The sequence below is a fragment of the Saccharopolyspora oryzae genome (assembly GCF_027853915.1).
In the GTDB taxonomy this organism is placed as follows: domain Bacteria; phylum Actinomycetota; class Actinomycetes; order Mycobacteriales; family Pseudonocardiaceae; genus Saccharopolyspora; species Saccharopolyspora oryzae.
On record NZ_JAQGLA010000012.1, the window covers coordinates 48,938 to 75,709 of the forward strand.

The following is a 26,772-nucleotide window of genomic DNA, read 5'->3' on the forward strand; positions in this document are numbered from 1 at the left end:
CCCGTTTTATGTATGTCCAATACACGGCGAACGGGCTGTCCTCGCCAGGCGAACGCTGAGAACCCGCGGCGGTGCCGGTTGCGGGGGTGGGTTATGCGCCTTCGGCGCATGCGACCTCGCCGCGCGGTGCTGGTCGTGCTTCGCGTCGCAGCCCGGGCAGGATGAAAAGGCTCAGTGCGACCAGACCTTGATGGCGCGGGGCACGTAGGTGGACTTCGGTGCCTGCGCGCCGGGTGGGTAGGTCGCGAAGTCACCCTCGGTGTCGCAGTGCTGGTCCTGGTACACGGTCACGTGGTGCCCCGTGTTGTTCACAAAGGACAGTGCTTCGCCCTCCTGCGCCAGCGGGACGCATTGCTCCATCGCGAAGGCTGAGTTGTTGACGCTGATGTCGTGCCGCTGACCGGCGTGGTTCTCCTCGTTCCACACGCAGAAACTGCCTTCGGGACAAGGGTTTTCCGGTGCTTCGGCGGCATGCGCTCGGTTCGCGCCGAGCAGGCCGGCGGTGATGGCCAGCAGTGTCGCGAGAACTGCTCGCACGGCCCAGGATGAGCGCGCTGCGGTACGGTTCGGGGCGGACGAGATGGACGCAGACATGCGAAAGTCCTTCCATGTTGGGAAAATCAGGAGATCGCGGCCGGATCGGGCCGACTGGGACCAAGATTCCCGAAGTCCGGATCGCAGCGCCAGCAATTAAGCTGGATACACCCCGACCGGGTGGTTTTCGCGGTCTGTCCGGTTCTGCTGACCGGCACCGGCGCGGGAACCGGCGAGCCCCGCCGCCCGGACCGACAATCGGGCGATGAGCGATTCCGCCGAGACGAACCAGTGGGTGGATCGGGCGCGAGGAGCTGGTGATCCGGCGGCGCTACGAGGTGGCCGGCATCGTCAACGACTTCCTCATCGCGCTCTGGTTCATCGTCGGCAGCCTGCTGTTCTTCCACGAATCCACCACGAACGCCGAGACCTGGATGTTCCTGCTGGGCAGCTGCGAGCTGGCGATCCGCCCGGTGATCCGGCTGACCCGCTTCGTGCACCTGCGCCGGCTGCGGCCGGCCGGGGTGCGGGGCTCGGACCAGGAATTCTGAAAACCCCGCACCCGGACGGAAGGCCGGCGCGTGAATTCGACCGGAATGAGCCTTTTTCATCCTGTCCGGCCTTCGACCAGACCAGGCGGGCGCTGAGGTTCCGCTACCCGCACCGCCACGCAGGACGAGAACGGAAAAACCTCAATCAGAGGTAGCAGCCGCTGACGAAACCGCTGACCGAGGTGCGCCGATTCGTGATTTCGAACCATTCCGAATTGTTCGAACCGTCGGCGCAGCGAACGTTTTCCCCGGGCACCGAACCGCGGATCGCAGCGCGGTCGCCGGGGCCTCCCGAACCCCGCGCGTCGGCGGCCGTGCTGGGCTCCGACCGGATCAGCACGCCGGGCTCCCTGAAGTCCCGAAGCTGGCTCTGATCAGCGGTCTTGGCCAGCGCGTCCTTGATCCCGACGGCGATCGTGCCCAGGTGTCCGCCCAGTCCCGACACCGGCAGCGCGGCGGCGACCACCGCGCTGAGCAGCGCATTGCGAATGGCGGTGCGCATCGTGTCCCCCCACTTCGCCCGCCGGATCGCCCACGATTTCCCCCTGCTAATGCGGAAGCGATCTCTTTACGGACGGGCTGAGTTCCATTTTATGGAGAATTCCGGGGTTTCGGCAGTATCCGATTGGGTAGAGCGAATTCGTGCGCGGCGGCCGAACGGCCGGTGACGGTCCGCGATGGGCTCGGTCCACCGGGCACCACCTGTGGGGGAGCGGTCCGGGATCCCGACGCGCTGAGTGCTGGAACGGCGGAGGCCCCCGGGACGGTTGGTCCTGGGGGCCTCCGGTGGGACGCGTCAGCCGACTCGCGAGCCGATGCCGGTCAGCGACCGGACCTCCATCTCGGCCTTGCGCTCGTCGTCCACCTCGTCGCTGCTGCCCAGGAAGGTGCCGATGATGCCGCAGATGAACGAGATCGGGATGGACACGATGCCCGGGTTCTTCAGCGGGAAGAACGCGAAGTCCACGCTCGGCAGGATCGACTCGGGGGAGCCGGAGACCACCGGCGAGAAGATCACCAGCAGCAGGCAGGACGCCAGACCGCTGTAGATGCCCCACAGCGTGCCGCGGGTGTTGAAGCGCTTCCAGAACAGCGAGTACAGCAGCGTGGACAGGTTCGCCGAAGCGGCGAAGGCGAACGCCAGACCGACCAGGAACGCGATGTTCTGACCGTTGACCAGGATGCCGCCCAGGATCGACGCCCCGCCGATCACCAGCGCGGTCATGCGGGCCACCTTCACCACGTCGTCGGAATCGACGTCGCCGCGGCGGATCACGTTGGCGTAGATGTCGTGCGCGAACGACGCCGACGCGGTCAGCGTCAGACCCGCGACCACGGCCAGGATGGTGGCGAAGGCGACCGCGGCGACGATGCCCAGCAGCACCGTGCCGCCGATGCGGTAGGCCAGCAGCGGCGCCGCGGAGTTCTCCGCACCGGGCGCGGACTGGATGGCCTCGGTGCCCACCAGCGCGGCCGCGCCGTAGCCGATGATCAGCGTGCAGATGTAGAAGGCCGCGACCACCCAGATCGCCCACGCCACCGAACGGCGCGCCTCGCGGGCGTCGGGCACGGTGTAGAAGCGCATCAGCACGTGGGGCAGACCGCCGACGCCCAGCACCAGCGCCAGCGACAGCGACACGAAGTCGAGCTGGGTCAGCTCGGACTTCCCGTACTGCACGCCCGGCGCGAAGATGGCCTTGCCGTGCGGGTTGTTGTCCGCGGCGCGGAGCAGCAGGTCGGTCATGCTGTAGCCGAACTTGCCGAGCAGGAAGATCGTGATCAGGGCGACGCACAGCAGCAGCATCGCGGCCTTGATGATCTGCACCCAGGTGGTGCCCTTCATGCCGCCGACCAGCACGTACACCATCATCACCAGGCCGACCACGGCGATCACGAGCGCCTGGCCGAACGTGCTGTGCACGTCGAGCAGCAGGGCGACCAGACCGCCGGCACCGGCCATCTGGGCGATCATGTAGATGATCGTGATGGCCAGCGTTGAGGCGGCCGCCGCCGCGCGCACCGGGCGCTGCCGCATCCGGAAGCTGAGCACGTCGCCCATGGTGAAGCGGCCGGTGTTGCGCATCCGCTCGGCCACCAGCAGCAGGTTGATCAGCCAGGCGACCAGGAAGCCGATGGAGTACAGGAAGCCGTCGTAGCCGTAGACCGCGATGGCGCCGGCGATGCCCAGGAACGATGCTGCCGACAGGTAGTCACCGGACAGCGCGATGCCGTTCTGCGCACCGCTGAACGAACTGCCCGCGACGAAGTAGTCGCTGGAACTGCCGCGGCTGCTCACCCGGTACACGATGAACAGCGTGATCAGCACGAACGCTGCGAAGACGGTGGTGTTGATGATTGCGCTGTCGCCCAGGAACAGCTGCTGGTCCTTCATCGTTCGAGCTCTCCCGCGTCCTGTCGGATCTCGTCGACCTTCGGGTCGATGTGGCGGCGCGCGAACCGCAGGTAGAGGGTGGTCAGCCCGACCGTGGTGACGAACTGGGCGACGCCCAGCACCAGCCCCACGTTGATCTCGCCGACGAGCGGCTGGGCCATGAATTCCCGGGCGTAGGCGGCGACCGCGACGTAGGCGATGTACCAGATCAGGAAAAACGCCGTTGCGGGAAAAACGAACCATTTCAGTCGGCGGCGCAGCGAGCGGAATTCCTCGCTCTGCTCGATAGTGCGGAAATCGAGCTGTTCCGGGGTGTTCCGAACCGAGCTCTTGTCGATTCCGCCGAAGGCCGACCGCGGATTTCCGGGCTGGTCACCTGGGCCGCCGCGCAGCGCGGATTGCGTTGCGTTGCTCATGGGTCCTTCCTGGTACTTCGCGGTGGGCCCGCCGGGCGCGCGCGGGCCGGCGGAGGCGGGGAATTCTAACCACTTCCCGCGCGAGATCGAAAGTGTGGTGATCAACACGTGGGACGCCGTTTTCCAGGATCTCAGATGCTGCGACTCGGCCTTCGCCGGGTTCCCGCGCGAATCGTGGTTACCGTCTGGTACTGCCAGGTCAGCAGCTGTGGAGAGGTCGGTTGATCTGATCGACCAGGCATTTCATCGCGGCGCGGGCGGCTAAGTCGCCCCGGCACTGGGCTGAACGAGTGAAAACGATGGCGACTCTTCGCCGACTTCGACCACTCGGTGTGACATCCCCTGTTTGTCGTAGTCGAATGGTAAAAAGCCCCCGGTGCTATCACTTCACCAGGGGCTTATAGTGCTTGGGCAGTGAAAGGCAGCCGCCCCACGGGAAAGGTAACGGTTCGGTACCGGTGTCGCTATTGCGCCGGCCGGAGATGCTAATGGTGACGCTGAGTGCCGCCGGAGCCCCATCGGTACAGCGCAGTGCCGCATGGCGATTCCATGCGCCCGGAGCCTCCCGTCCGCAGCTGGATTTCACCCCCGACCACCCAGACGACGATTGCGGGACCGCACGCATGCGCCGTTCTCCCCACCATTGTTCGCCCGAGAGGCCCCGAACCGCGACCGACCAGCGCGGAGCCCCGAGCTCGACGCCAGGAGGGCGCCCGTGAGCGAGGGGAAGTTCGGGCGACTTCGCGACGCCGCGGTCCAGTGGCGCAACTGGTCCCTGCCGGTCAAGCTCGGCGCCGTCGTCCTGGTTCCAGTCATCTTCGCGGTCGCGCTCGGCATCGGGCAGATCCGCTGGCAGGTCGATCGCGCCGCTGAGTTCGGCCGCGTCGCTGAAGTGCTCGACGCGGTGGACCAGATCGAACCGCTCATCGACGGGTTGCAGCGGGAGCGCAACAGCGCGGTCGAGGTCCTGGTCGACAACGGCGACGTCCGCGCTGTCGATCGGGACGCGGCCGCGGTGGACGGCGCGGTCGGCGAGCTCGGCGAGCTCGCCTCGGCCGACGTCTTCGGCCCGGTCGTCGCGGACCGCTACCGCGAACTCCGGCCGCAGCTCGACGGGCTCGCCGCGCTGCGCCAGCAGGTGCAGGGCCACCAGCTGCGCGCGGACCAGGCCATCGGCGCCTACAGCGGTGTGATCAACTCGGCGATGTCGTTGAACCGCGCGCTGACCGGCAGCGTCGCCGACCAGCGCCTGTCCAGCACGGCATTCGCGATGCAGGACATGCTGGCCCTGATCGAAGAGGTCCGGCTGCAGCAGGTGTGGGTGCTGACCGGTCTGGGCGAGGGCAGCCTCTCGCCGCAGGCGCTGGACAACCTCCAGGGGTCGCGCGCCCGGCTCCTGGGCAAGATCACCGATGCCCGCGCCACGGTCGCCGCGCACTGGCAGCGCCGGTTGGACGAAACGCTGCTCACCCCGCCGATCGTGGAACGCAACCGGATGCTGGCCGCGTTGCTGAAGGAGAGCACCGACAACGTCTACAGCGGCGAGTACTCGGTTGCGCGGGAAGACTGGAACCGGGGCAGCGACGCATCGGTCAGGACGATCAACGACGGTCGTGACGAGCTCGCGAACGAGGTGCGGGCAACCGCGGCGGACCTGGAGGACGAGGCCAGCGACACCGCCGGTTGGGACTCCGTGCTGCTGCTGTCGGCGCTGATCATGGCCGCCGCGATCATCATCCTGATCACCCGCCAGCTGCTCGGTTCGCTGCGCGAGCTGCGCACACGCGCGGTGGACGCGGCCGACTACGAGCTGCCGGCCGCGGTCGACGCGATCCGGCAGGGCAAGCGCGCCGACGCCGCGGTGAGCCCGGTTCCGGTCGACACCACCGACGAGGTCGGCCAGGTGGCCCGCGCCTTCGACGAGGTGAACGAGCAGGCGCTGCGCCTGGCGGTCGAGCAGGCAGACCTGCGGCGCGGCTACAGCGACGTGTTCGTCAGCGTGTCCCGGCGGAGCCAGAGCCTCCTGGAACGGCAGCTGCGGCTGTTCGAAGAGCTGGAGCAGGACGAGGAAGACCCCGACCAGCTCGCCCGGTTGTTCCAGCTGGACCACCTGGCGACCCGGATGCGCCGCAACAACGAGAACCTGATGGTGCTCTCGGGCCAGGACCTGGCCCGGCGGTTCAACCAGCCGACCGATCTGGCCGACGTGCTGCGAGCCGCGGTCTCCGAGATCGAGCAGTACCCGCGGGTCGTCGTGCAGCCGCCGCCCGCGGTGAAGCTGCGCGGCCACACCGCCAGCGACCTGGTGCGCCTGGTGGCCGAACTGCTGGACAACGCGGCGAACTTCTCCGCCCCGGACACCACGGTGACCGTGTCCAGCTACCAGGCCGGCGACGGCACGGTGGTGCTCGACGTGCTCGACGCGGGCATCGGCATGGGCGACGCGGAGCTGGCTCGCGCCAACCAGCGGCTGGCCGAGGTCGACGAGGACGACCTCGGCTCCTCCCGGCGGATGGGCCTGTTCGTGGCCGGTCGTCTCGCGGTGCGGCACGGCGTCGGCGTCGAGCTGCACGGCGGCCCGGACGTCGAGGGCGTCCGCGCGACCGTGATGATCCCGGCCGAGCACGTGGTTCCGGCCGGCACCGGGTCGGTGCTGCCCACCCCCGGTGCGGCCGCGGCTTCCGCGCTGCCGACCCGCCGCAACGGCCACTCGCACACCGAGCTGCCGACCTCCGGCGAGCTGCCGCGCCGGGTCCCGGCGGAGACTTCGCCGTGGCAGGAGCCGGGGTCGTCGAGCTTGTTCGAGCCGCGCTCCCCGGAACCGGAGGACTCGCCGACGGCGCACCTGTTCGACGCGCCGCTGGACATCCCGCAGCAACCGCGGTCGATCCCCGGGGACTTCGACTGGCCCGGCGTCGAACCGCCCGTCGCCCGGCCGGTGGAAGAGCCGCCGGCCAGCGAGGACGTCTCCACCCAGTGGTTCCAGCCGGCGAGCGAGAACCCGCAGCTGAAGGCGCTGACCGAGACCGGTGAGTTCAGCTGGCCCGGTGCGGAGGACGAGTTCCCCGCCGAGCCGGAGCCCGCCGAGCCGGAAGTGCCGCCGCTGACCGAGTCCGGGCTGCCGCGCCGCACGCCGCGCGGCGAGACCGAACCGGCCAAGCAGACCCGGAGCGCGGAGGACATCAGCCGGCGGCTGGCCCAGAACGGGGTGCAGTTCGGCGGTTCCACGGATTCCCGGCCCAGCCCGGTCGACCCGGCGGAGTCTGAGCCGTGGATCCCGAACGACGTGGGTGCGGACGACGCGTGGAACTTCGCCGCCGACAAGGCGCGCGAGGCGGCGGAGGCCGCCGCGAACCCGGAACCCGGCTCGTTCACCAACGCCGGACTGCCGCGCCGCACCCCGAAGGCGCACCTGGTCCCGGGTAGCGTCTCGAATTCCGAGCCGACCAGCACTGGGATGTTCCAGCGCGATGCGGACAAGCTCCGCGGTCGGCTGGCCGACTTCCAGAGCGGCGCGAGCCGCGGTCGGCACCGAGCAACCGACGAGGATTGACATGGGGTCCGCAGCGCGAAGGCGTGATCACCTCGGCGACGAACAGGAGGTTGCATGACTGCTCAGATGATTTCCCGCAGGTTCGGCTGGCTGATCACCGACTTCACCGAACGCGTGGCCGGTGTGGCGCACGCGATCGTGGTCTCCGCCGATGGACTGGTGCTGACCGCTTCGGCGACCCTGCCCAGGGACCGCGCGGATCAGCTGGCGGCCGTGGCCTCGGGGCTGCTGAGCCTCACCCAGGGCTCGGCGAAGTGCTTCGAGGCCGGGCAGGTCGTGCAGACCATCGTGGAGATGGAGCGCGGCACGCTGCTGCAGATGGGCATCAGCGACGGCTCCTGCCTGACCGTGCTCGCCGCCCCGCAGTGCGACATGGGGCTGATCGCCTACGAGATGACCATGCTCGTGGAGCGCGTCGGTCAGATGCTGACGCCGGAGATCCGCTCGCAGTTGCAGGGCTCGACCGGCGCACTCGTGTGAGGTTGCGATGAGCAGAAGATCGGAGCACCCACGCGGGCGAAGACGCGACAGCAGCGGGGACAACGGCTTCGCCGACGTCGTCAACGGGTTCAGCTTCGGCAGCGCGAAGCGCAAGCGCAAGGGGCGCTCCGAAGCCGACCGGTACGATGAGCAGCACCATGATCAACACGACGCGCCGGAGCCGTCCTACCTGGACGAACCGGCGGAGGAGCCCGCTGCCCCGGCCGCGTCGAGCATCCGCTCGTACACCTGGACGGGTGGGCGCACCAGGTCCACGCACAAGTTGGAGCTGGAGACCCTCGTCTCGATCGGCGAGGGGTACCAACCTGGCACCGCGGTTCGGCTGGAACACCAGTCGATCGCAGAGCTGTGCCAACACCCGAGGTCGGTGGCAGAAGTGGGGGCGCTGTTGTCAGTGCCGATCGGGGTGGCCCGCGTTCTGCTGGCGGACATGGCCGAGCTCGGGTTGATCACCGTGCACCAGACGGTGAGCGAAAGCGGTAGCGCACCACACATGGTGTTGATGGAAAGGGTTTTGAGTGGACTCCGTCGGCTATAGCGCCCCCCGGCTCGGCACCCCGCCGCAGGCCGCGAGTCGCGCCGGAACCACGTCTACCTCGGCGAAGATCGTGGTGGCCGGTGGTTTCGGCGTCGGCAAGACGACCTTCGTCGGTTCGGTGTCGGAGATCGTGCCGCTGACCACCGAGGCGGTGATGACCGAGGCGAGTCGCGGTGTCGACGACCTGGGCGCGACGCCGAACAAGGCCACCACCACCGTGGCGATGGACTTCGGTCGCATCACGCTGGCCTCGGACCTGATCCTGTACCTGTTCGGCACCCCGGGCCAGCAGCGGTTCTGGTTCATGTGGGACGACCTGGTCAAGGGTGCGATCGGCGCGGTCGTGCTGGTGGACACCCGCCGGCTGGCCGACTCGTTCTCGGCGATCGACTTCTTCGAGGACCGCGGTCTGCCTTACACGGTCGGGGTGAACTGCTTCGACGGGCAGATGCTGCACTCCATCGAGCAGGTCCGCGAGGCGATGGCGATCGGGCCGGACGTGCCGATGGCCCCGTGCGACGCCCGCGACCGCGAGTCCACCAAGCGCACGCTGATCGGTCTGGTGGAGCACGCGATGCGCCACTGGGCTTCGCGCCAGATGGGTTGAGGCACCGGGGTGCGCGCGGTCGCACCCCGGTTCACCCGGGAACTCGCCGTGCTGCCCGCCTGCCGGGGTGGCGGGTCAGCGGGCGGTTCTGCCCACAGGGGACGTTGAACCGGGTTTTGCTCAGCGCTGGGCGAACGGCGTCGCCATCATGGCGAGGCACCTGCCACGGCGATCGCCTTTCCGCTCAACCCGGCCCCGGCGGGCATGCGGCTCATCCAGTCGATCACGTTCTTCAGCGCCGCCGGGATCGCGGCGTTGTGCTCCGGCGCCGCGATCAGCAGCCCGTCGGCCTGCAGGATCTGCTGGTGCAGGTCGTGCACGGCGGTTGGCGGGTTCTGCTCCAAGTCCTGGTTGTACAGCGGCAGATCGCCCAGCCCGGGGTGGACGTGCACGGACATCGAGCTCGACGCGAGGTCGCGCCGGTCAGCGCTTGCGGGCGACTCCGCCCAGGAGGTTGTGGGATGCGGCGCTGGGCTCGGTCAGGAGCGGGCCGTCGGGCCACCAGTCGAAGAGGTAGGCCAGGCCCGGTTCGATCATCTCCAGGCCGCGGAACAGCTCGGCGATCTCCTCGCGGCGCCGGTAGAAGCAGCTGCCCATCATCTCGTTGAAGCGCGCCTCGGACTCGACCGCCAGCTCGGCGCTGTAGCTGCCGTCCGCCGGGTTGTGCAGGTGCGAGATCGCGATGTAGGAGCCCGGCGCCAGCGCATCCACGTAGGACTGCATGATCTGGCCCGGGTTCTCCTCGTCGGTCACGTGGTGCAGCGTGTTGCACTGGATCAGCCCGACCGGACGGCTCAGGTCCAGGTGCTTGGTGACCGCCGGGTCGCTCAGGATAGCCGCCGGATCGCGCAGGTCGCCCATCACGAAGTGGGTGTAGTCGTTCTCCTCCAGCAGCGCGCGGCCGTGCGCCGCCACCGACGGGTCGTTGTCGACGTAGACGACCTTCGCCTCGGAGTTGAGGCGCTGCGCCGCCTGGTGGGTGTTCTCCGCAGTGGGCAAGCCGGAGCCGAGGTCCAGGAACTGGTCGATCCCGGCACCACCGGCCATGAAGCGGACCACCCGGATCAGCCAGGCCCGGCACAACCTGCCGACCTCGATGGCCTCCGGGGCGATCTCCTGGATCTGCCGCAGGACCTGCCGGTCCACCTCGAAGTTGTCCTTGCCGCCGACGAACGCGTCGTAGACCCGCGCGATGCTGGGCTTGGAGGTGTCGATCTGCGGCCGGTCAACTTCTGCCATGTCGTGGATCCGCTCGGTCCGAGGTGGGAAACGATCTAGCCCAGGGTAAGCGCCCCGGACTGCCTGGTAAACACCTATCACCTGCTGGCTTCGGTGATGTGCACGGCCTTTTCGGTGCTGTCCGGCTCGGCGAAGGCCAGCAGCCGGTGGCCTTCCTCGATCAAGGCGTCCGCGGCCTCTTCGGGCATCTCCTGGTAGGGGGAGATGGTCAGCGTCGCGGTGCCGTTCTGCCGCTCGACCTGCCAGGTGCCGTGCAGGAACCCGTCCACCAGGATCGTGCCGGGAAGCACCGCGTTCTTCACGCTGAACAGGCGCTTCCTGGCTTCCGGGGACATGACGCGGGTGCGGTCCTGGTGGGAGAGCAGCAGGTTGTCGAACGGCGCGAGGAACCGCGGCGGGCTCGGCAGGTCCGGGTCGGGGAGCGGGGCGTCGGGCAGGTCGAGCAGCTCGCGGCCGTTCTCGTCGCGGAAGCTGCGCAGGTCCAGGCCCGCCACCACTTCCTTCAGGCGGGTCAGACCGGACCAGGTCTGCATGTCCGCGACGGAGGCCGGGCCGAACGCGGCGAGGTAGCGGAGCAGCACCTCCCCGGTCGAAGGCTCGGCGAGCGGGCGGCCGAGCCACGTTTCGGCCGTCGCGTAGACCGGCTGGCCGCTGCGGCCCCAGATCGCCCGCGGCGGGATCTGCACCAGCGGCAACAGGTTCCGCACCGCGAAAGCCAGCGCCGCCGGGGAGCGGTCGGGCCAGCGCTCGGCGAGCAGCGGGCGCAACTGGGCTGCGCTGCGGGGCTGCTCGTCCAGCAGCTCCCGGCCGGCAGCGGCGACCTCGGCCAGGTCCAGCCCGGCGAACTCACCGCGGTGCTGGGTGTTGGCGTGCACGTTGCGGTCCAGGAACGGCTGCACCATCGGCCGCAGGTGCAAGCAGTCCTCGGCGGAGACCAGGTGCACCGTGCCGCGCATCAGCACGATGCGGACCACGCTCCGGTCCAGCAGTCGCTGCGCCAGGTCATCGGGCCGGAAGTCGATCAGGCGGCTCCACAGGCCGAAGTACGGCGGGAACGGCGCCTGCGCCTGCATCCCGACCAAGTGCTCCACCGCCTCGATCGGCGACTTCTCCGATCGGTGCAGCAGGAGCTGCCGCTGCAGCGTCGCGCGGTTGAGCTGGCGCTGGGTGAGGACGGGCATCGGTCTCCTTCCGCCGACGGGACAGTACGTGGGCGCACCGACATCCGGCGGTGGCAGACTGACCGCGATGAGCGGAGCGGTTTTGGTCCTCGGGGGCCGCAGTGAGATCGGCGTGGCGGTCGCGGAGCGCCTGGTCAAGCAGGGACGCACCAAGGTGGTGCTGGCGGCGCGGCGGTCCGCGGACCTCGACGCCGAGGAAGCGCTGCTCCGCGAGGTGGGCGCGACCGAGGTGGCGCGGGCGGAGTTCGACGCGGACGACGTGAGCAGCCACGAGCAGCTGCTGCGCGGCATCGTCGACGAGCACGGCCCGATCGACGTCGCGGTGACGGCCTTCGGACTGCTCGGCGACCAGGAACGAGCGGAACGCGAAGCGGCGCACGCGATCGAGATCGTGCACACCGACTACGTCGCGCACATCAGCGTCCTGACCCACCTGGCGAACCTGCTGCGCCAGCAGGGCAGCGGCCGGATCGTGGTGTTCTCGTCCGTGGCCGGGGTGCGGGTGCGCCGCGCGAACTACGTGTACGGCTCGGCGAAGGCCGGGCTCGACGGCTTCGCCAACGGACTGTCCGACGCCCTGGTCGGCAGCGGGGTGGAACTGCTGATCGTGCGGCCGGGATTCGTCATCGGCCGGATGACCCAAGGCATGAGCCCGGCGCCGTGGTCGAGCACGCCCGACCAGGTCGCCGACGCGACCGTCTCGGCGCTCCGCCGGGGGCGCCGAGTGGTGTGGGTCCCGGGAATCCTGCGCTGGGTGTTCGCCGCGATGCGCCTGGTCCCGCAGGCCATCTGGCGCCGCATGCCCCGCTGACGCCCGCAGCTCCGGGCTCTGCGGCTGCGGTCGGCGGCCGGGCTCCTCGAAATTCAATGGAAATCGGGCCTCCGATTTCCATTGAAATTGCGGAAGTTCTCCACAGGACCCGGAACCTGTCCCCAGGTCTCGGTGTGTCGGGATCTGACACGCCGGTGCTGTGTCCGGGTGGGTCTGCAGTTTCAATTGAAACTGCGATCCGTCGTGGGTGGGGTTTGCAGTTTCAATTGAAACTGTGGTTCCGGGTCACTCGAAGGTGGTTGTGTCGAGTGCGAGGTGGTTGCGGAGGGCCGTGGTTCCGGTGGGGGTGAGGCGGACCGCCCGGCTGGTGCCGATCCGCTTGATCCAGCCGCGGGCGAGGAAGCTGCGCAGCAGGTGCGCGCCCGCGCTGCCCGCCAGGTGGGAGCGGCGTTCGGTCCAGTCCAGGCACGGGCGGGCCAGCGGGCGGCGGGTGCCGCGGAGGTCCGCTTCGGCGATGCCCAGTGTGCCGGTCAGCCAGGTGAAACCGCTGTCGGTGAGGGCGAATCCGTCGGTCTGGTCGAGGAGTCCGGCCGTGGTCATGGCGTCGGTGATCGCCACGCCGAGGCGACCGGCGAGGTGGTCGTAGCAGGTGCGGCCGTTGGCCAGCGCCGCCGAGGCGCTGACCGCGCGCAGCCCGGTCGGTGGTTGCCGAGTCGGGCCCAGGTGGCTGATGAACGACTCGAGGAGATCGGCGACCTGCGCGTCCGCCAGCTGCACGTAGCGGTGCCTGCCTTGCCGGCGTTCGGCGAGCAGACCGCCCTCGACCAGCCGGTTCAGGTGCTCGCTGGCTGAAGACGCCGCGACTCCCGCGTGCCCGGCCAGCTCGGTCGCGGTCCACGCGCGCCCGTCCAGCAACGCCAGGCAGAAGGCCGCCCGCGTCGGGTCGGCGAGCAGTCCGGCGAGCCGGGCCACGTCGCGTTCGATGGTCATGCGGCCATTCTGCGTCGACGACGCTTCGGCCGTCACCGAAGCGTTGCGGTCCTACCGTGGCGGCATGTCGGGAGAATTCCACGCACTCCACCAGGACGGGCTGCTGTTGCTGCCGAACGCCTGGGACTTCGCCTCCGCCGCAGCGCTCGTCGACGAAGGCTTCGCCGCGATCGGCACGACCAGCCTCGGGGTGGCCGCCGCGCACGGCGAACCGGACGGGGAGGGGCGCACCCGTGCGCAGACGGTCGAGCTCGCCCGGCGACTGGTCGACCTGCCCCGCCCGATCAGCGTCGACGTCGAGACCGGGTTCGGCGATCCGGCCGGGATCGCCGAGGAGCTCGCCGAGCTGGGCGTTGCCGGGATCAACCTGGAGGACGGTCTCGGCGACCCCGGCCACCAGCAGGAACTCATCGCCGAGGTGAAGCGGCGCGCGCCAGGCCTCTTCCTCAACGCGCGCACCGACACCTACTGGCTCGGGCAACCGTCGCTCAGCGACACGATCGACCGCGCGCAGCGCTACGCGGCGGCTGGGGCGGACGGTGTCTTCGTGCCGGGTATGAGCGCTGCTGACGACATCCGCGCGCTGGTGGACGCGGTCGGCGTGCCGGTCAACATCCTCTTCCAGCCGGGGCACCGCATCGAGGAGCTCGCCGCGCTCGGCGTTCGGCGGGTGAGCATGGGCTCGCTGCTGTACCGCGCGGCACTGCACAGCGCCGTCACGACTGCGCGTGCCGTTCGCGATGGTTCCCCCGTGCCGTCGGGCGTTCCGGGTTATTCAGCTGTGCAGGACTACGTCGTCGGTGGTCGGCGACGCGGTTCCGGCGGTTTCCAGTGACCGCCGTCCGGGCCGGTCGGGTGCGACACCCCGGCGCCGAGGTAGCTGCGGAACCAGTCGGCGGCGAGCTCCGCGACCCGTTCCAGCGCACCGGGTTCCTCGAACAGGTGACCGGCGTGCGGCACGATCTCGATCTTGACGTCGGTCAGCGGTAGCGAGGTGAGCAGCTCGACCGCCTGGCGGTTGAGGTTGAGCACCTCGCGGTCGTCGCCGCCGACGATCAGCAGCGTCGGGGCCTGCACCGAATCCAGCCCTTCACCGGCGAGATCGGGACGACCGCCGCGCGACACCACAGCGGCCACGCGGTCCGGCCGTCGTCCGGCGGCCTTCAGCGCGGCGGCCGCGCCGGTGCTGGCGCCGAACAGCCCGACCGGCATGCGCTTGGTCGACTCCCAGGCGCTGAGCTGGTCGATCGCGGGTACCAGGCGTTCGGCGAGCAGGTCGATGTCGAAGCGCAGTTCGTGGGTGTGTTGGTCGAACTTGGCCTCCTCGGGGGTGAGCAGGTCGAGCAGCATGGTGCCGAATCCGGCGCCCTGCAGCGATTCCGCGACGGCGCGGTTGCGGGGGCTGTGCCGGGAACTCCCGGAACCGTGCGCGAACAGGACCACCGCCCGAGCAGGCGGTGGCACGACGAGATCCCCTTCGAGGTCGCCCCCGGGGGTCTTGACGATCACCGGCTCGGTCGCGAGTTGAACCATGTGAGCCTCCTCCAGTTCCGCAGGCTCCGACTACCCACCAGCCACAACCCCGACACGCGAGAAGATTGAGGTTTTCCATCCTCGTTTTGCGTGGCGGTGCGGGTGGCGGAACCTCAGCGCCTGCCTGGACTCCGGGTGCCCGACTTTATGTATGCCAATACACGGCGGCTGGGCCGTCCTCGCCAGGCGAACGCTGAGGACCCGCGGCGGTGCAAGCTGCGAGGGTGGGCTATGCGCCTGCGGCGCATGCGACCCTCGCCGCGCGGTGCCGGTCGTGCTTCGCGGTCGCAGGCCGGACAGGACGCAAATTCCATTGAAATCGCACGTGCGATTTCAATGGAAATTGCGTGACGCGGGAGGTGCGTTACCAGTCGGTGTCGCGGGTGGTGGCGTTGCCGAGGGTCATCGCGAGGCGGTTGGTCCAGGCGCTCATGGCCGCTACCGCGATCAGGTCGCGGATGCCTTCGGTGGTCAGGCCGACCTCGCGGAGGCGGGCGATGTGCTCCGGCTTCAGGGCCGCCGGGGTGGGGGACAGGGCGCCTGCCGCGTCGACGATCGCGCGTTGGCGCTGGTCGGGGACCGATGCCGGGCCCGCCTCCGCCAGGGCCACCGAGGTGATCCGGTCGTCGGACAGCTCGACCTGGCGGCGGCCGTGGACGCCGGAGGACAGCTCGCAGCCGGTGCGCAGGGAAGCGGCGAGCGCGGCCAGCTCGCGATCGGCGACGGCCAGCTCGGCCGGGTCGCTCATGATCGCGTTGTAGATCGCGCTGCACGCTTCCAGGGCTTCCGGGTCGTGGCGCAGCGCCACGTCGAACGAGTCCGCCTCCACCCACGGGACCCAGCGCATCTGCGGGAACGCTTCGTCGGGGGTCGGCAGCTCGCAGCCGTCCGCGGTCGACCCGACCTCGATGCTGTTCGCCGGCTGCGCGACGGATCCGCCGTCGGCCTCCTCGACCAGCCGCAGCCCGCGCAGCAACCGGATCCGGAAGCTGGTCGCCGCCACCACCTGCGCGGCCGCCACGACCTGCGCCGTGCCGAAGCCCTGCTCCCGCAGCTCGCCGATCTCGGCGACGCTCACGTCCGCCGGGTCCAGCGCGACCTGCTCGCAGTGCGCGAGCAGCGCCTGCTGCGGCTCGGACAGCTCCGCCCAGCGCTCGACGTCCCGGACGACGTCGGCAGCACCGTCGCCGGCCACCGAGTCGAGTTCCGCCGCGAGCTCGTCGGCGTGGTCCTGCTCGTCGTTGACCAGCGCGACGCGGAGCGCGATCCGGGCTCGGTCGGCCCGGTCGAGCGCGGTCTGGTCGGCCGGGCGGAGCACCGCGGCGTCGACGTTCGCGGTCAGCTCGCGCACGTCCGGTCGAAGCACGGCCAGCACCGCATCGGCGCGGACACTGCTTGCGGTCGTCATAAGCATCCTTGTCCGGTTGATCGGCTTTCCGCGCGTAGTTTTCCACCGCGCGTGACCCGCCCCACGAGTGCCCGGTCGGTGAGCCCGAACGCTGTTGCGCACTCACGCCTCTTCGGTGCGGCCGACGGCGCGGCAGGCGAGGTGCAGGGCCAGGCGTTCGTCGCGGTGGTGCAGGTCGACGGCGAGGAGCCGCTCGATGCGTTCGATGCGGGCTGCCACCGTGTTGCGGTGCACGCCGAGCACCGCTGCCGTCTCCGCGATCGACGACTCCGCGTCCAGGTAGGCGGCCAGCGTGCGGACCAGGTCGCCGGGTTGGCCGCGCAGCGGGGCGATGAGGGCGCGGGCCGCGGGTTCGAAGGTGTCCGTGCGGGTCCACTCCAGCAGCAGCTGGGCCATGCCGAGCTGGTCGACGTGCAGGAAGCGGCCGGATTCGGGGCGGGTCCGGGCCAGCCGCGCGGCGTCGGTGGCCTCGGCGATCGTGGTCGCCAGTCCGTCGGCCTGCGGGTGCGGTCGGCCGACGCCCATGTGCGCGTCGAGGGTTCGCTGGAGCTCGCGGGCGACGGCGCGCAGCTGCGCGGCCAGCGACCGCACGCGGTCGGCCGTCGGCTCCTGCTCGAAGGTCACCCAGCCGGTCCAGCCGTCGCCGTGCTCGACCACCACCGCGTCGACGCCTTCGGCGTGCAGGACCCGTTCGACCTCCCGCGCCCGCGCGACGGTGTCCACTGTGGATTCGATGCCGATGCGGATGCCGATGTGCCAGCCGCCGAGGCTCCAGCCCGCGTCGGCCGCGCGGCGGCGCAGGTCGGCGGTCGGCTCGTCGTCCAGGCGCAGGAGATCGCCCAGCAGCGCGGTTTTGGACCTGGCGTCGCGTTCGAGTTCGAGCCGGTTGGCGAGCAGCCAGCGCTGCACCGCGGCAGCGGCGACCGACAGCGCCGGTGGCGCGGCGTCGGCGCGTGCGGCACTGCGCTCGGGCAGTTCGGCGGCCAGCCAGAGCGCCGGGCGTGCGGTGTCCAGGAGCAGCACCGGGTGTGCGAGCAACACGCCTTCGTCGAGCTGGGCGTTCTGCGGGACCGGTTCGTGCACGCGGACTTCATCGGCGTGGGGGAGTTCGCCGGTGATCAGCGCGCCGCTGTCGTCGAGCAGGGCGACCGATGCGTCGAGCAGCTCTCGCAGGGTCGCGACGACTTCTTCCGGCGGGCGGATGCGCGGGCCGAGCGCTTCGTGGGTGGCCAGCACCAGGTCCGCGCGGTCGAGCGTCGGCGCGGCCAGCAGCAGCCGGGCCGAGATCAGCAGGTCCAGCGGCGATGCGGTCGCGGTCAGCAACGGGACGCCGAGCCGTTCGGCGAGCAGGCGGGTGGTTTCCAGCAGGCCGTCGGCCGGCAGCAGCACCCCGGCGCCGCCGCTGTCGGCGACCCGGCGCAGCAGCGCGTCGATGCGCCAGTCGGTGGCCGGGATCGACTGCACCACCACGAGTTCACCGGGTTCGACGGAGCGGTCGGGTGCCATCGGCCGGACCAGCTGCACGACGCGGTCGACGTCGCCCGCCAGCACCCGCACCGACTCGCGCCACTCCGGCACCGCGAGCAGGCGGCGCACGCTGATGCTCACCGCACCTCCAGCAGGATCGGGTCGCTGTCGATGCCGAAGGCGCGCGGCGCCAGCACCGGCAGGCGACGGGGATCGGTCCAGAACGCGGCGGCGGGCAGCTGCAGGACGGCGACCTCGACGCCTTGGCGGATGACGTCGCACTGGACCGGCACACCGGTGCGGTGGTCGAGGACCGCGAGAACGTCCGGTGTGGACGCGACCGGCTCGCCGTCGCGCATCGCGAACAGGTACTCGTTCTCCATCTCCACCCGGAGCAGCGACCGGGTCCGGTGGTCCAGGACGGTCGCGCTGCCCTGGGCGAACCCGGTGGGGCCCGGCCGCCGCGACACCTCGACCACCCGGCCCTGCCCGAGCACGAGTCCGCCGGTGGCTTCCGCGAGGTCTTCGGGATCCGTCGAAAGCGCTTGCCCGCCCAGGGAAATCGCGGAGCTCACGGTGCCCGGGATCGCGCACTCAGCGAGCTCGGACGCCGGGATCGGGGCGAGCGCGAGGACCGCCCAGCCGCCGGAACCGGCGAGGAAGGCGCGCGCGGTCCGCTCCACCTCGGTCGAGGTCGCTTCGGCGAGGAGCAGCACCTGCCCACCGGGTTCGGCCAGCACCACGGGCGTCAATCCCCTGCCCGCGGCGGCGAGGGAGAGCTGGTCGAGCCGCGGCACTCCGCGCCCCGACAGGTCCGCGTCCACCACCGGCAGGCCCAGCTGGCCGCCCACGACCAGCGGCACGACCCCGTTGAGCCCGCCGACCTCGATCGACACCAGCGCGTCGGTGCTCCGGCCGGTCCACCGCTCGATCGCGGCGATCGCGGCCCGGAACTCCGCCCCGCTGGGCAACTTCTCGGCGAACACGGCGGTCGCCCCGATCACGCCGATCGGCACGACCTGAGCATCGACGGCGACCTCGTCGACCGGCGTGAGCGCGGCCTGATGACCAGCGCCGAGCCGCGCGCGCAGCAGAGCGGCGGCGGTGACGGTGTCGCCGCCACCACCGGACCCGAGCAGCGAAACGCCCCGCTCCAGCGCGGGCACGTCCGCAAGGCCGATGCGCACGCCAACAGCCTCCCCCATCAGCGCGAACCGAGCGCGGACGGCCTCAGCGAACGCTCTTGACCCGGTAGACCAGCACCCCGCCTAGGAGCGCGATGACGGAGGCGGCGGTGTACAGCACGGGGTAGCCGCCGAGATGCGCGACGACCGGCGCGGCGACGACCGGTGCCAGCACCTGGGGGAGCGCGTTGGCGATGTTGATGACGCCGAGGTCCTTGCCGCGATCCAGCGCCTCCGGGAGCACCTGGGTGATCAGCGCGAAGTCGACGGACGTGTACGCGCCGAACCCGATGCCGAGGACCAGCGCCGCGACGACCGCGCCCGTCCAGGTCTGCCAGCCCGCGAGCAGGAACCCGGCGACGGCCATGATCACGCCGGACCAGGCAACGAAGGCGCGTCGGTTGGCGATCCGGTCCGACCAGATCCCGGCGACCATCACCGAGATCAGCACGGTCACCGCGTCGATCACCGTCAGGACCAGCACACCGCCGCCCGGATCGGGCAGTCCCACCGCGTCCTGGAGGTAGAACAGCAGGTACAGCAACGTGATCGAGTTGCTCAGGTTGATCAGGAACCGGGTCAGCCACGCCCACGCGAAGTCGCGGTGGTGGGTCGGGTCGAGCCAGAACCCGGCGAAGAACGCGCGCCAGCTCCACGGCGGGCGCAGTTCCGCCGGCAGCACCCGGTCCCGCCGCAGCAGCACGTACGGAACCGGTGCGAGCAGGACGAACACCGCGCACGCGAGATAGCCGCCGACGATCCCGCCGCCCGCGACCGCGAGCCCGGTACCGGCCATGATCCCGATCGTCTGCGCGACGCCGAAGTACCCGCCCGCGGTCCCGCGCTGCTGCTGCGGCACCTGGTCCGGGATGGCGGCGGACAGCGCGGCGAACGGTGCGTTCAGCGCGGTCTGCACCAGGCACCACCCGGCGATCATGCCCACCACGTCCTGCGCCGCGGCCATCAGCAGCAACCCCACGACTCCGCCGAGCGTGCCCACGGCGACCCACGGAATCCTCCTGCCGAAGCGGGAAGCGGTGCGGTCCGATAGCGCGCCCCAGATCGGGTTGGCCAGCATCGAGAACAGCGCGCCGATCCCGGCCGCCACCGCGAGCACGGCTTCCTTGCTGCCGGGGGAGAACGCGTCGGCCTGCTTCGCGAGCAGGATCTGCAGCGGTCCGTACCAGCCGACGAACGTGCCGACCGTGGCCAGCGAGAACGCCAGCACCCAGCGGATCGGTACCCGTTCGGTCGGTTCGCCGAGCCCGCCCGGGCCCGTGGTCATCGCGATGCTGCGATCTGGTCGCGGTACCAGCCGAACGACGTCTTCGGGGTGCGCCGCTGGGTCTCGTAGTCGACGTGCACCAGCCCGAACCGCTTGGTGCAGCCCTCCGCCCACTCGAAGTTGTCCAGCAACGACCACACGTAGTACCCGCGCACGTCCACCCCGACGTCCATCGCCGCGCGCACCGCGGCCAGGTGCTCGGAGAGGTACACGACGCGTTCCAGGTCGTCGCACTTGCCTTCGGCGTCGACGGTGTCGTCGTAGGCGCAACCGTTCTCGGTGATCACCAGCGGGGGGAGGTGTTCGGCGTAGCGCTGGTGCAGCATCGTCAAGGTCTCGGTGAGCCCCTCCGGTGCGACTGCCCAACCGAACGCCGTGCGCGGGTACCCCTGCGGCGCGAGGACTTCGAGGGGAACCTCGCCCTCGGTGGACCGGACGGAGTTGATCGAGTAGTAGTTGACGCCCCACAGGTCCGGTGGGGTGTGGATGACCGCCATGTCGCCGTCCTCGACGAACGGCTCGATGAGCGGTTCGATCTCCGCGGGGTACCGGCCGAGCAGCACCGGGTCGGTGAACAGCCGGTTCTGCAGGACGTCGTAGAGCGCGGTCGCGTCGCGGTCGGCGCCCGAGTCCGTGTGCGGGCGTGCCGGGGCGTAGCTGGTGATCCCCATCAGCCGACCGCGTTCCCGGAGCACCCTCGCGCCGTGGCCGCTGGCCAGCAGCAGGTGGTGCACGACCCCGGCGGCCTCGTCCAGCGGTAGGGACAGCCCCGGCGCGTGCTCGCCGGTCACGTGCCCGAGCGCGAAGTGCTCGAACATCTCGTTGATCGTGGACCAGGTGCCGACCCGGTCGCCCAGCCGCCCGGCGACGATCTCCGCGTACTCGGCGAACCGCGCGACGGTGTCCCGGTCCTGCCAGCCGCCCGCGTCCTGCAACCACTGCGGCAGGTCCCAGTGGAAGAGGTTCACCGCCGGGCTGATCCCCTTGTCCGCCAAGGAATCCAGCAGTCGGTCGTAGAAGTCCAGCCCGGCCGGGTTCGGCTTGCCGGAGGCGTCGGGCACGACCCGCGACCAGGACACCGACAGCCGGTAGGAGTCGATTCCGAGGTCGGCCATCAGCGCCACGTCCTCGGCGAACCGGTGGTAGTGGTCGCACGCGACGTCGCCGGTGGAACCGTCCGCCGTGGTGCCCTCGGTGTGGGCGAAGGAGTCCCAGATCGACGGGGTGCGCCCGTCCTCGCTCGCAGCGCCCTCGACCTGGTAGGCCGCCGCGGCCACACCCCAGGTGAAGTCAGGTGGAAATCCCGTCATGAACCGCTCCTCCACGCCGCAAAAAACATGAAGATAATTCGGGTTCAGTCAGGGTGTCCTGGCCGGCGGTCCGAGTCAAGAGGTGAGTGCGTCGAGCTGGCCGGAATGGTGCTCGCGGGTGGTGGTAGCACGCGCCACCACCACCCGCGAGGATCAGGGGCCGACGAGCTCCTCGACGGGACGGAAGTCGTAGGGCAGGCCGAAGGCCTCGGGGCCGAAGACCGCGAGGGCTTCCGGGGTGCGCATCAGGTCCGGGGTGGAGATGCCGATGACCGTGATCCGCTGGCCGTAGCGCAGGGTTTCGGTGGTGATCGGTTCCGCCTGCTCGGAGTCCAGCACGCACACCAGGTCCGGCACCACGCACCGGACCTCGCCGTCGACCAGCGCCACCAGGTTCTCGTTCTGGAACACCAGGTCCAGCGAGTGCTCCCCGTCGAAGGACACCGCCGCCGCGCGGCCGCGCGCGAACCCGGCCTCGGTGCGCCGCTCGACGTCCGAGACCTTGCCCCGGAACAGCACCCGCAGGTGCCCGTACAGGGTTCCCCGCAGCACCTCGGCGAGGTGCGCGACCGGGTCGGCGTTGCGTTCGCGGGCTTCGCGGATCGCCTTGCCGACGGTGTGCGCCAGCGTGAGGGTGCGCGGGATCGCGGTCCGCTTCACGTCCGCGCCGCTCATCGAGTACTCGGCGATGTGCGCGACCCCGCCCAGCCGGATGGTGACGCCGCGCGCCAGCCACTCCATCCGCGCGTTGTCGGCGCCCGCGTCGATCACCGCGGTCTCGCCGCGCTCGCCGGCCACGGCCATCGGCGAACCGGTCACGCCGTAGACCCCGAAGGTCTCCATCTGCAGTTCCGGGAACGCCCTGCCCATGCCGTCGGCGTCCACCACCGGCAGTCCGGTGCGCGCGGCCACGAGCAGCGGGATCATCGAGTTGATCCCGCCGCACTCGATCGGCATCGTCGCGGCCGCCTCGGCACCGAGGTAGGCCTCCAGCGCGCGCAGCGCGGCCACCGGTTCCTCGCCGCTCGGGATCTTCTCGTGCACCACGGTGGGCGCGCCCATCTGCGCCGTCGGGATCACCAGCACGTCATCGTCCACTTCGGACGGATCGAGCACGGTGATCGGCCCCGACTCGCGGATCGCCTGCTGGACGAGCAGCCGGCCCACGTGCGGATCGCCGCCGCCTCCGGTGCCCAGCACGGCCGCGCCGCGGGCCAGGTCGGCCAGGTGCTCCTCGGTCAGCTGCCAGCTCACCGCCCCACTCCCACCGGGTCGATGTCGTAGCCGAAGTAGCGCGGTCCGGCCAGCTCCAGGCCTTCCGGGGTGTGCCAGCGCGGGTCGGCGGGCGCGGCGATGACCGCGACCCGCTGGCCGAAGCGCATCGCCTCGGTGGTGACGGCCTCGCCGGATTCCCGGTCCAGCGCGCAGATCAGGTCCGGCACCGAGGCCAGCACGGTGCCTTCGCGCTCGGCGACGAGGTGCTCGTTCTGGAACCGCAGCACCAGCTCGGTCCCGCTGTCGCCGTCCATGCCGACCAGCCGGGCCTCGCCGCGGGCGAAGCCGGACACGGTGCGCCGCGAGACGTCGACGACCTTGCCGGTGAACAGCCGCCGCCCGCCCAGCCGGCCGACCACGGCGTCCACCGGATCGCGGTGCTCGGCCTGCGCCGTGCGCACCAGCCCGCCCAGCTCCGCGCACAACGTCAGGGTGCCCGGCACCAGGGATTCGCGGGCCTGTTCGCCGGTCATGGCGAAGCTGCTGATCATCGCCGAGCAGCCCATGTCGATGGTGGCGCTGCGGGCCAGCCGCTCCGCCCAGCGGTTGTCCACCGTGTCCAGGACGGCGCGGTTGCCCTTCTCGTCGGCGATGGACATCGGCGTGGCCCGGATGCCGTACAGCGTCGGCAGCACCATCTGGATCTCGGGGAACGCGCGGCCCATGCCGTCGCCGTCGATCAGCGGCAGGCCCAGCTGCGCGGCGGCGGCGACCGGGATCAGCGAGTTGACGCCGCCGGCCTCGGCGCACGCGATGTGGGTGAGCTCGCGGCCGAGGTACTCGGCGAGGGTGCGGGCGGCCAGGCCGATCTGCTCGATCGACGGCAGCTTCTCGACCATCACGGTCGGCGCGCCCATCATCGCCACCGGCAGCACCGCGGCATCCGCGGGCACGTCCGCCAGCGGCGTCAGCGACACCGCGCCGTGCTCGCGGAGGGAGGCGCTGGCCAGCAGCCGGCCGATGTGCGGGTCTCCGCCGCCGCCGGTGCCGAGGATGGCCGCGCCGCGGGCGATGTCGTCCAGGTCGGGCAGTGCGATCTCGTGCATGGTCACGCCTCCAGCTGCAGGTCGCCGACGGCCTTCACCCGGATCCGGGTCGCGTTGCCCGGCAGGTACGGGATGGGCACCTCGTCGAAGTCCACGATGTCCACTGTGGAGGGACTGGCGCCGGCGGCCACCGCCCGGTCGACCGCCTCCTGCTTGGCCTCGTCGACCACCGACTCGCGCTGGCCCGGATCGATCGCGTACACCCGGTCCACCTCACCGCCGATCTGCGCGATCGCGGCCCCGATGGCGTTGGCCACCGCGTAGTTCTCCGGCCGGTGCACCTCGCCGGCGTCGCCCAGCTCGTCGGGCAGCAGCACCGAACCACCGCCGACGGCGACCACCGGCAGCGGCTCGGCGGAGGTCCGCATCCGCTCGACCGCGTCGGCGTTGTCCGCGGCGATGCGCTCCAGCGCGGCGCGCACCATGTCCTTGTCCAGGTGCGCGACCAGCGACGGATCGCCGATCTCGGCGCGCCCGGCGGCCACCGCGATGTCCGTGGCGGTCAACGTGTCCCCGCCGAACACCAGCGCCTTGGAGGTCAGCTGGTAGCCCACCGACTCGGGCCCGACGGTCACCGGCTCACCGCGCACCAGGCTGCCGCCGCCGATGCCGATGGACAGCACGTCCGGCATCCGGAAGTTGGTGCGGATCCCGGCCACGCTGACCGCGGTCGTCGCCTCGCGCGGGAAGCCCTGGTTGAGCACGCCGACATCGCTGGTGGTGCCGCCGACGTCGATCACCGCGCAGGTGTCCAGGCCGGAGAGCACGGCGGCGCCGCGCATCGAGTTGGTCGGGCCGGAGGCGAACGTCGCGACCGGGTAGCGGCGCGCGAAGTCGACGTCCATCAGGGTGCCGTCGTTCTGGCTCAGGTACAGCGGCGCGGTGATGCCCGCACCGGTCACCGACGCGGCCAGCCCGTCCACGATGTTGGCCGCCAGCTCCCGCAGCGCCGCGTTGATGACCGTGGCGTTCTCCCGCTCCAGCAGGCCGATCCGGCCGATCTCGTGGGACAGCGAGATCGCCACGTCCGGCAGCTCGGCGGCGATCAGCTCCGCGGCGCGCTGCTCGAAGTCGTGGTTGACCGGGGAGAACACCGAGGTGATCGCGACGCTGCGCACCCCGTTGCGCCCCATGTCGTCGATGGCCTTGCGCAGTTCGGCCTCGTCCAGTTCGGCGATGTGCCGACCGTCGAACTCGTGCCCGCCGTGGCACAGGTAACTGCGCCCGGACACGGCGTCGACCAGCCGCTGCGGCCAGTCCACCATCGGCGGCAGCGACGCACCGGCGGGCAGGCTGAGCCGCACCGCTGCGGTCGGAGCGAGCCGGCGGGCCTCGATGAGGGCGTTGATGAAGTGCGTGGTGCCGATCATCACCGCGCGCACCGCGGACGGGTCGAACGCGTGCTGCCGCTGGAGACCGTCGATGGCGGAGACGATCCCCGAGGTGACATCGGTGGTGGTGCTCATCTTCACGGCGGCGAGCACCTTGGTGCCGTCGAGCAGGACGGCGTCGGTGTTGGTGCCCCCGACGTCAATGCCGATGCGCAAGTCCGAACTCCTTCGTCTGGATGAGGTGGTCGTGAGTGCGAAAGCCGGTTCTAGCCGGTCTTCGCGCTCACGGCGTCGGATGTCGAGATGGCGGTGCCGACACCGCGGACGAGACCGAGCTTCCCGGCGACGACGTAGAGCGCGAAGGCGAGGACCAGCGAGTTGATGCTCGGCAGCCCGATCTCCACGAATCCGCCGAACAGCGCGGAGACCAGCCAGATCACCAGCGTCGCGGGCACCCAGTCCGGCGACGAGGCCGGGATCTCGCCCCGCGCCCGCGAGGCGTCGAGCTCGCCCCGCCAGCGGCGGACGACGAAGTACTCGGCGACCATGATCCCGCCGATCGGCGGGAACGCCACCCCGAGCACGGTCAGGAAGTCGGTGAACTGGTCGAGGATGCCGACCGCCGCCAGCACGCTGCCGATCACGCCGAACACCGCGGTCGCGACGCCGCGGTTGAGCTTCTTGCCGAAGACCGTGCCGACGAAGTTCACCAGGCCCAGCCCGGAGGAGTACAGGTTCCAGTCGTTGATCTTCAGCGTGCCCGCGACGATGACCAGGATCCCGACCCAGCCGACCGACGAGGTGACGATGGTGGTGATGTCGGCGGAGCGCGCGGCGTGCGCGAGCAGCACCCCGGCCAGGCCGATCACGTACTCGCCGAGGGTGATGCCGACCAGCGTCTGCTTGACGACGTCGCCGACGGTGCGGTTGAAGCGGGTCATGTCGGGCGTGATCACCGAGCCGGTGATGAAACCGCCTGCGACCAGCGTGGTCCCCTCGAGCAGCGACAGCTGCGGGCCGGGCGGCGCGGAGGACATCAGCGCGCCGATGTCGTGCTGGGTGAGCTCCGCGCCGATCGACCAGCCGACCAGGAGCAGGAAGGCGGGCACCGACACGTAGGCGACCCAGGCCATCGAGCGGAAGCCGCGCAGCACGATGGCGGTGACCAGCAGGCCGAACACCAGCGCCCAGGCCCACTCCGGCAGGCCGCCGATCAGCGCGACCAGACCCTTGGCCGACACCGCGGACTGGATGCCGAACCAGCCGATCAGGCTGATCGCGATGGCCAGCCCGATCAGCGCGGATCCGGCGCGGCCGAACCCGGTCCAGCGCGCCAGCATCGAGGTGGACAGGCCTTCGCGGGCGCCCATGATCCCGACGAAGATCGCCACGACCTCCAGGATCACGGCGCCCAGGGTCAGCGCGAGGAAGGCGTCCCAGAAGCTCATGCCGAAGCCGAGCGCGGCGCCGAGCAGGAACTGGGTCAGCGCGGAGATCTGGCCGAACCGCTGCACGGCAACGGACCACCAGGAGTAGCGCGCGTGGTCGGGAACCCTGGTCAGCGCGTAGTCGTCGACCCCGACGGATGAAGCCATGGGAGCTCCTCGGGTGGACTCGGAGGGGCGGTTGGCGGACAACGTAAGCCCTGGTCAACCCGGC

Annotated in this window: 25 protein-coding genes; 7 read left to right on the forward strand and 18 right to left on the reverse strand. The window is 70.6% G+C overall.

Annotation, left to right across the window (positions count from 1 at the left end):
* Positions 1-171: 171 nt before the first annotated feature.
* Entirely contained in the window at positions 172-594 is a 423-nt protein-coding gene (locus OU415_RS10935) for a peptidase inhibitor family I36 protein (protein ID WP_270948532.1), read from the reverse strand.
* 257 nt (positions 595-851) lie between these two features.
* Between OU415_RS10935 and OU415_RS10940 the strand changes: the two genes are divergently transcribed.
* Entirely contained in the window at positions 852-1,085 is a 234-nt protein-coding gene (locus OU415_RS10940) for a YrhK family protein (RefSeq protein ID WP_408641834.1), read from the forward strand.
* Positions 1,086-1,230: 145 nt separating this feature from the next.
* Here the strand turns inward: OU415_RS10940 and OU415_RS10945 are convergent, their stop codons facing one another.
* From OU415_RS10945 to OU415_RS10955, 3 genes are all read right to left on the reverse strand, one after another.
* Positions 1,231-1,587: a hypothetical protein gene (locus OU415_RS10945; protein WP_270948533.1), complete on the reverse strand. Its 357-nt coding sequence runs from the start codon at positions 1,585-1,587 to the stop codon at positions 1,231-1,233.
* 294 nt (positions 1,588-1,881) lie between these two features.
* Positions 1,882-3,477: a solute symporter family protein gene (locus OU415_RS10950; protein WP_270948534.1), complete on the reverse strand. Its 1,596-nt coding sequence runs from the start codon at positions 3,475-3,477 to the stop codon at positions 1,882-1,884.
* Positions 3,474-4,001 carry a DUF485 domain-containing protein gene (locus OU415_RS10955; RefSeq protein ID WP_270948535.1) on the reverse strand — a complete coding sequence of 176 codons (528 nt, stop codon included), beginning with the start codon at positions 3,999-4,001 and terminating at the stop codon, positions 3,474-3,476. Before OU415_RS10955 ends, OU415_RS10950 begins: the two co-directional genes overlap by 4 nt.
* Positions 4,002-4,608: 607 nt before the next feature.
* On the opposite strand from OU415_RS10955, the gene OU415_RS10960 reads away from it, so the two are divergent.
* The 4 genes from OU415_RS10960 to OU415_RS10975 are packed head-to-tail and all read left to right on the forward strand — an operon-like array spanning position 4,609 to position 9,092.
* Positions 4,609-7,446 carry a sensor histidine kinase gene (locus tag OU415_RS10960; RefSeq protein WP_270948536.1) on the forward strand — a complete coding sequence of 946 codons (2,838 nt, stop codon included), beginning with the start codon at positions 4,609-4,611 and terminating at the stop codon, positions 7,444-7,446.
* Positions 7,447-7,500: 54 nt separating this feature from the next.
* Positions 7,501-7,926: a roadblock/LC7 domain-containing protein gene (locus tag OU415_RS10965; RefSeq protein ID WP_270948537.1), complete on the forward strand. Its 426-nt coding sequence runs from the start codon at positions 7,501-7,503 to the stop codon at positions 7,924-7,926.
* A gap of 7 nt (positions 7,927-7,933) precedes the next feature.
* A complete protein-coding gene (locus tag OU415_RS10970; RefSeq protein WP_270948538.1) occupies positions 7,934-8,485 on the forward strand; it encodes a DUF742 domain-containing protein in 552 nt (183 codons plus the stop codon).
* The gene (locus tag OU415_RS10975; protein ID WP_270948539.1) at positions 8,466-9,092 is read left to right on the forward strand and encodes a GTP-binding protein; all 627 of its coding nucleotides are present in this window, start codon (positions 8,466-8,468) and stop codon (positions 9,090-9,092) included. The genes OU415_RS10970 and OU415_RS10975 overlap by 20 nt, the downstream gene beginning before the upstream one ends.
* Before the next feature lie 146 nt (positions 9,093-9,238).
* Here the strand turns inward: OU415_RS10975 and OU415_RS10980 are convergent, their stop codons facing one another.
* From OU415_RS10980 to OU415_RS10990, 3 genes are all read right to left on the reverse strand, one after another.
* Positions 9,239-9,490 (reverse strand): NADPH-dependent FMN reductase, encoded by a 252-nt coding sequence (locus OU415_RS10980; RefSeq protein WP_333777506.1) that lies wholly within the window; start codon positions 9,488-9,490, stop codon positions 9,239-9,241.
* A 25-nt stretch (positions 9,491-9,515) separates the two neighbouring features.
* Positions 9,516-10,331 carry an SAM-dependent methyltransferase gene (locus OU415_RS10985; RefSeq protein ID WP_270948540.1) on the reverse strand — a complete coding sequence of 272 codons (816 nt, stop codon included), beginning with the start codon at positions 10,329-10,331 and terminating at the stop codon, positions 9,516-9,518.
* Positions 10,332-10,408: 77 nt separating this feature from the next.
* Positions 10,409-11,512, reverse strand: coding sequence for a winged helix DNA-binding domain-containing protein (locus OU415_RS10990; RefSeq protein WP_270948541.1), 1,104 nt, complete (start codon positions 11,510-11,512; stop codon positions 10,409-10,411).
* A 67-nt stretch (positions 11,513-11,579) separates the two neighbouring features.
* Here OU415_RS10990 and OU415_RS10995 point away from each other — a divergent pair, with 67 nt between their 5' ends.
* Positions 11,580-12,323 (forward strand): decaprenylphospho-beta-D-erythro-pentofuranosid-2-ulose 2-reductase, encoded by a 744-nt coding sequence (locus tag OU415_RS10995; protein WP_270948542.1) that lies wholly within the window; start codon positions 11,580-11,582, stop codon positions 12,321-12,323.
* A 246-nt stretch (positions 12,324-12,569) separates the two neighbouring features.
* Here the strand turns inward: OU415_RS10995 and OU415_RS11000 are convergent, their stop codons facing one another.
* On the reverse strand, positions 12,570-13,274 hold the full coding sequence (locus tag OU415_RS11000; protein ID WP_270948543.1) for an ArsR/SmtB family transcription factor: 705 nt from the start codon (positions 13,272-13,274) through the stop codon (positions 12,570-12,572).
* A 64-nt stretch (positions 13,275-13,338) separates the two neighbouring features.
* Between OU415_RS11000 and OU415_RS11005 the strand changes: the two genes are divergently transcribed.
* Positions 13,339-14,109 (forward strand): isocitrate lyase/PEP mutase family protein, encoded by a 771-nt coding sequence (locus tag OU415_RS11005; RefSeq protein ID WP_270948544.1) that lies wholly within the window; start codon positions 13,339-13,341, stop codon positions 14,107-14,109.
* On the opposite strand, the gene OU415_RS11010 is transcribed toward OU415_RS11005, so the two are convergent.
* From OU415_RS11010 to OU415_RS11055, 10 genes are all read right to left on the reverse strand, one after another.
* The gene (locus OU415_RS11010) at positions 14,064-14,807 is read right to left on the reverse strand and encodes a dienelactone hydrolase family protein (protein ID WP_270948545.1); all 744 of its coding nucleotides are present in this window, start codon (positions 14,805-14,807) and stop codon (positions 14,064-14,066) included. The two genes, OU415_RS11005 and OU415_RS11010, sit on opposite strands and share 46 nt — an antisense overlap.
* A 364-nt stretch (positions 14,808-15,171) precedes the next feature.
* Complete coding sequence (locus OU415_RS11015) at positions 15,172-16,215, reverse strand: peroxidase-related enzyme (RefSeq protein WP_270948546.1); 1,044 nt, start codon at positions 16,213-16,215, stop codon at positions 15,172-15,174.
* A 102-nt stretch (positions 16,216-16,317) separates the two neighbouring features.
* On the reverse strand, positions 16,318-17,823 hold the full coding sequence (locus OU415_RS11020) for a PucR family transcriptional regulator (RefSeq protein WP_270948547.1): 1,506 nt from the start codon (positions 17,821-17,823) through the stop codon (positions 16,318-16,320).
* A complete protein-coding gene (locus OU415_RS11025) occupies positions 17,820-18,869 on the reverse strand; it encodes a DUF917 domain-containing protein (protein WP_270948548.1) in 1,050 nt (349 codons plus the stop codon). The genes OU415_RS11020 and OU415_RS11025 overlap by 4 nt, the downstream gene beginning before the upstream one ends.
* Positions 18,870-18,912: 43 nt before the next feature.
* Positions 18,913-20,151 carry an MFS transporter gene (locus OU415_RS11030; RefSeq protein WP_270948549.1) on the reverse strand — a complete coding sequence of 413 codons (1,239 nt, stop codon included), beginning with the start codon at positions 20,149-20,151 and terminating at the stop codon, positions 18,913-18,915.
* Complete coding sequence (locus tag OU415_RS11035; protein ID WP_270948550.1) at positions 20,148-21,461, reverse strand: GH1 family beta-glucosidase; 1,314 nt, start codon at positions 21,459-21,461, stop codon at positions 20,148-20,150. Before OU415_RS11035 ends, OU415_RS11030 begins: the two co-directional genes overlap by 4 nt.
* 153 nt (positions 21,462-21,614) lie before the next feature.
* Entirely contained in the window at positions 21,615-22,715 is a 1,101-nt protein-coding gene (locus OU415_RS11040; protein WP_270948551.1) for a DUF917 domain-containing protein, read from the reverse strand.
* The gene (locus OU415_RS11045; RefSeq protein WP_270948552.1) at positions 22,712-23,782 is read right to left on the reverse strand and encodes a DUF917 domain-containing protein; all 1,071 of its coding nucleotides are present in this window, start codon (positions 23,780-23,782) and stop codon (positions 22,712-22,714) included. The genes OU415_RS11040 and OU415_RS11045 overlap by 4 nt, the downstream gene beginning before the upstream one ends.
* 2 nt (positions 23,783-23,784) lie before the next feature.
* Positions 23,785-25,329 (reverse strand): hydantoinase/oxoprolinase family protein, encoded by a 1,545-nt coding sequence (locus tag OU415_RS11050; RefSeq protein ID WP_270948553.1) that lies wholly within the window; start codon positions 25,327-25,329, stop codon positions 23,785-23,787.
* Positions 25,330-25,379: 50 nt separating this feature from the next.
* Positions 25,380-26,708 carry a purine-cytosine permease family protein gene (locus tag OU415_RS11055; protein ID WP_270948554.1) on the reverse strand — a complete coding sequence of 443 codons (1,329 nt, stop codon included), beginning with the start codon at positions 26,706-26,708 and terminating at the stop codon, positions 25,380-25,382.
* Positions 26,709-26,772 lie beyond the last annotated feature (64 nt).

Excerpts from the sequence above, each read along its gene's own strand:
- OU415_RS11000 (WP_270948543.1), bottom strand. The coding sequence starts at position 13,274 with ATGACCATCGAACGCGACGTGGCCCGGCTCGCCGGACTGCTCGCCGAC.
- OU415_RS11045 (WP_270948552.1), bottom strand. The coding sequence starts at position 23,782 with ATGCACGAGATCGCACTGCCCGACCTGGACGACATCGCCCGCGGCGCG.
- OU415_RS11015 (WP_270948546.1), bottom strand. The coding sequence starts at position 16,215 with ATGACGACCGCAAGCAGTGTCCGCGCCGATGCGGTGCTGGCCGTGCTT.
- OU415_RS10985 (WP_270948540.1), bottom strand. The coding sequence starts at position 10,331 with ATGGCAGAAGTTGACCGGCCGCAGATCGACACCTCCAAGCCCAGCATC.
- OU415_RS11055 (WP_270948554.1), bottom strand. The coding sequence starts at position 26,708 with ATGGCTTCATCCGTCGGGGTCGACGACTACGCGCTGACCAGGGTTCCC.
- OU415_RS10950 (WP_270948534.1), bottom strand. The coding sequence starts at position 3,477 with ATGAAGGACCAGCAGCTGTTCCTGGGCGACAGCGCAATCATCAACACC.
- OU415_RS10935 (WP_270948532.1), bottom strand. The coding sequence starts at position 594 with ATGTCTGCGTCCATCTCGTCCGCCCCGAACCGTACCGCAGCGCGCTCA.
- OU415_RS10995 (WP_270948542.1), top strand. The coding sequence starts at position 11,580 with ATGAGCGGAGCGGTTTTGGTCCTCGGGGGCCGCAGTGAGATCGGCGTG.
- OU415_RS11030 (WP_270948549.1), bottom strand. The coding sequence starts at position 20,151 with ATGACCACGGGCCCGGGCGGGCTCGGCGAACCGACCGAACGGGTACCG.
- OU415_RS10990 (WP_270948541.1), bottom strand. The coding sequence starts at position 11,512 with ATGCCCGTCCTCACCCAGCGCCAGCTCAACCGCGCGACGCTGCAGCGG.
- OU415_RS11005 (WP_270948544.1), top strand. The coding sequence starts at position 13,339 with ATGTCGGGAGAATTCCACGCACTCCACCAGGACGGGCTGCTGTTGCTG.
- OU415_RS10970 (WP_270948538.1), top strand. The coding sequence starts at position 7,934 with ATGAGCAGAAGATCGGAGCACCCACGCGGGCGAAGACGCGACAGCAGC.
- OU415_RS10980 (WP_333777506.1), bottom strand. The coding sequence starts at position 9,490 with ATGTCCGTGCACGTCCACCCCGGGCTGGGCGATCTGCCGCTGTACAAC.
- OU415_RS11010 (WP_270948545.1), bottom strand. The coding sequence starts at position 14,807 with ATGGTTCAACTCGCGACCGAGCCGGTGATCGTCAAGACCCCCGGGGGC.
- OU415_RS10965 (WP_270948537.1), top strand. The coding sequence starts at position 7,501 with ATGACTGCTCAGATGATTTCCCGCAGGTTCGGCTGGCTGATCACCGAC.
- OU415_RS10945 (WP_270948533.1), bottom strand. The coding sequence starts at position 1,587 with ATGCGCACCGCCATTCGCAATGCGCTGCTCAGCGCGGTGGTCGCCGCC.
- OU415_RS11035 (WP_270948550.1), bottom strand. The coding sequence starts at position 21,461 with ATGACGGGATTTCCACCTGACTTCACCTGGGGTGTGGCCGCGGCGGCC.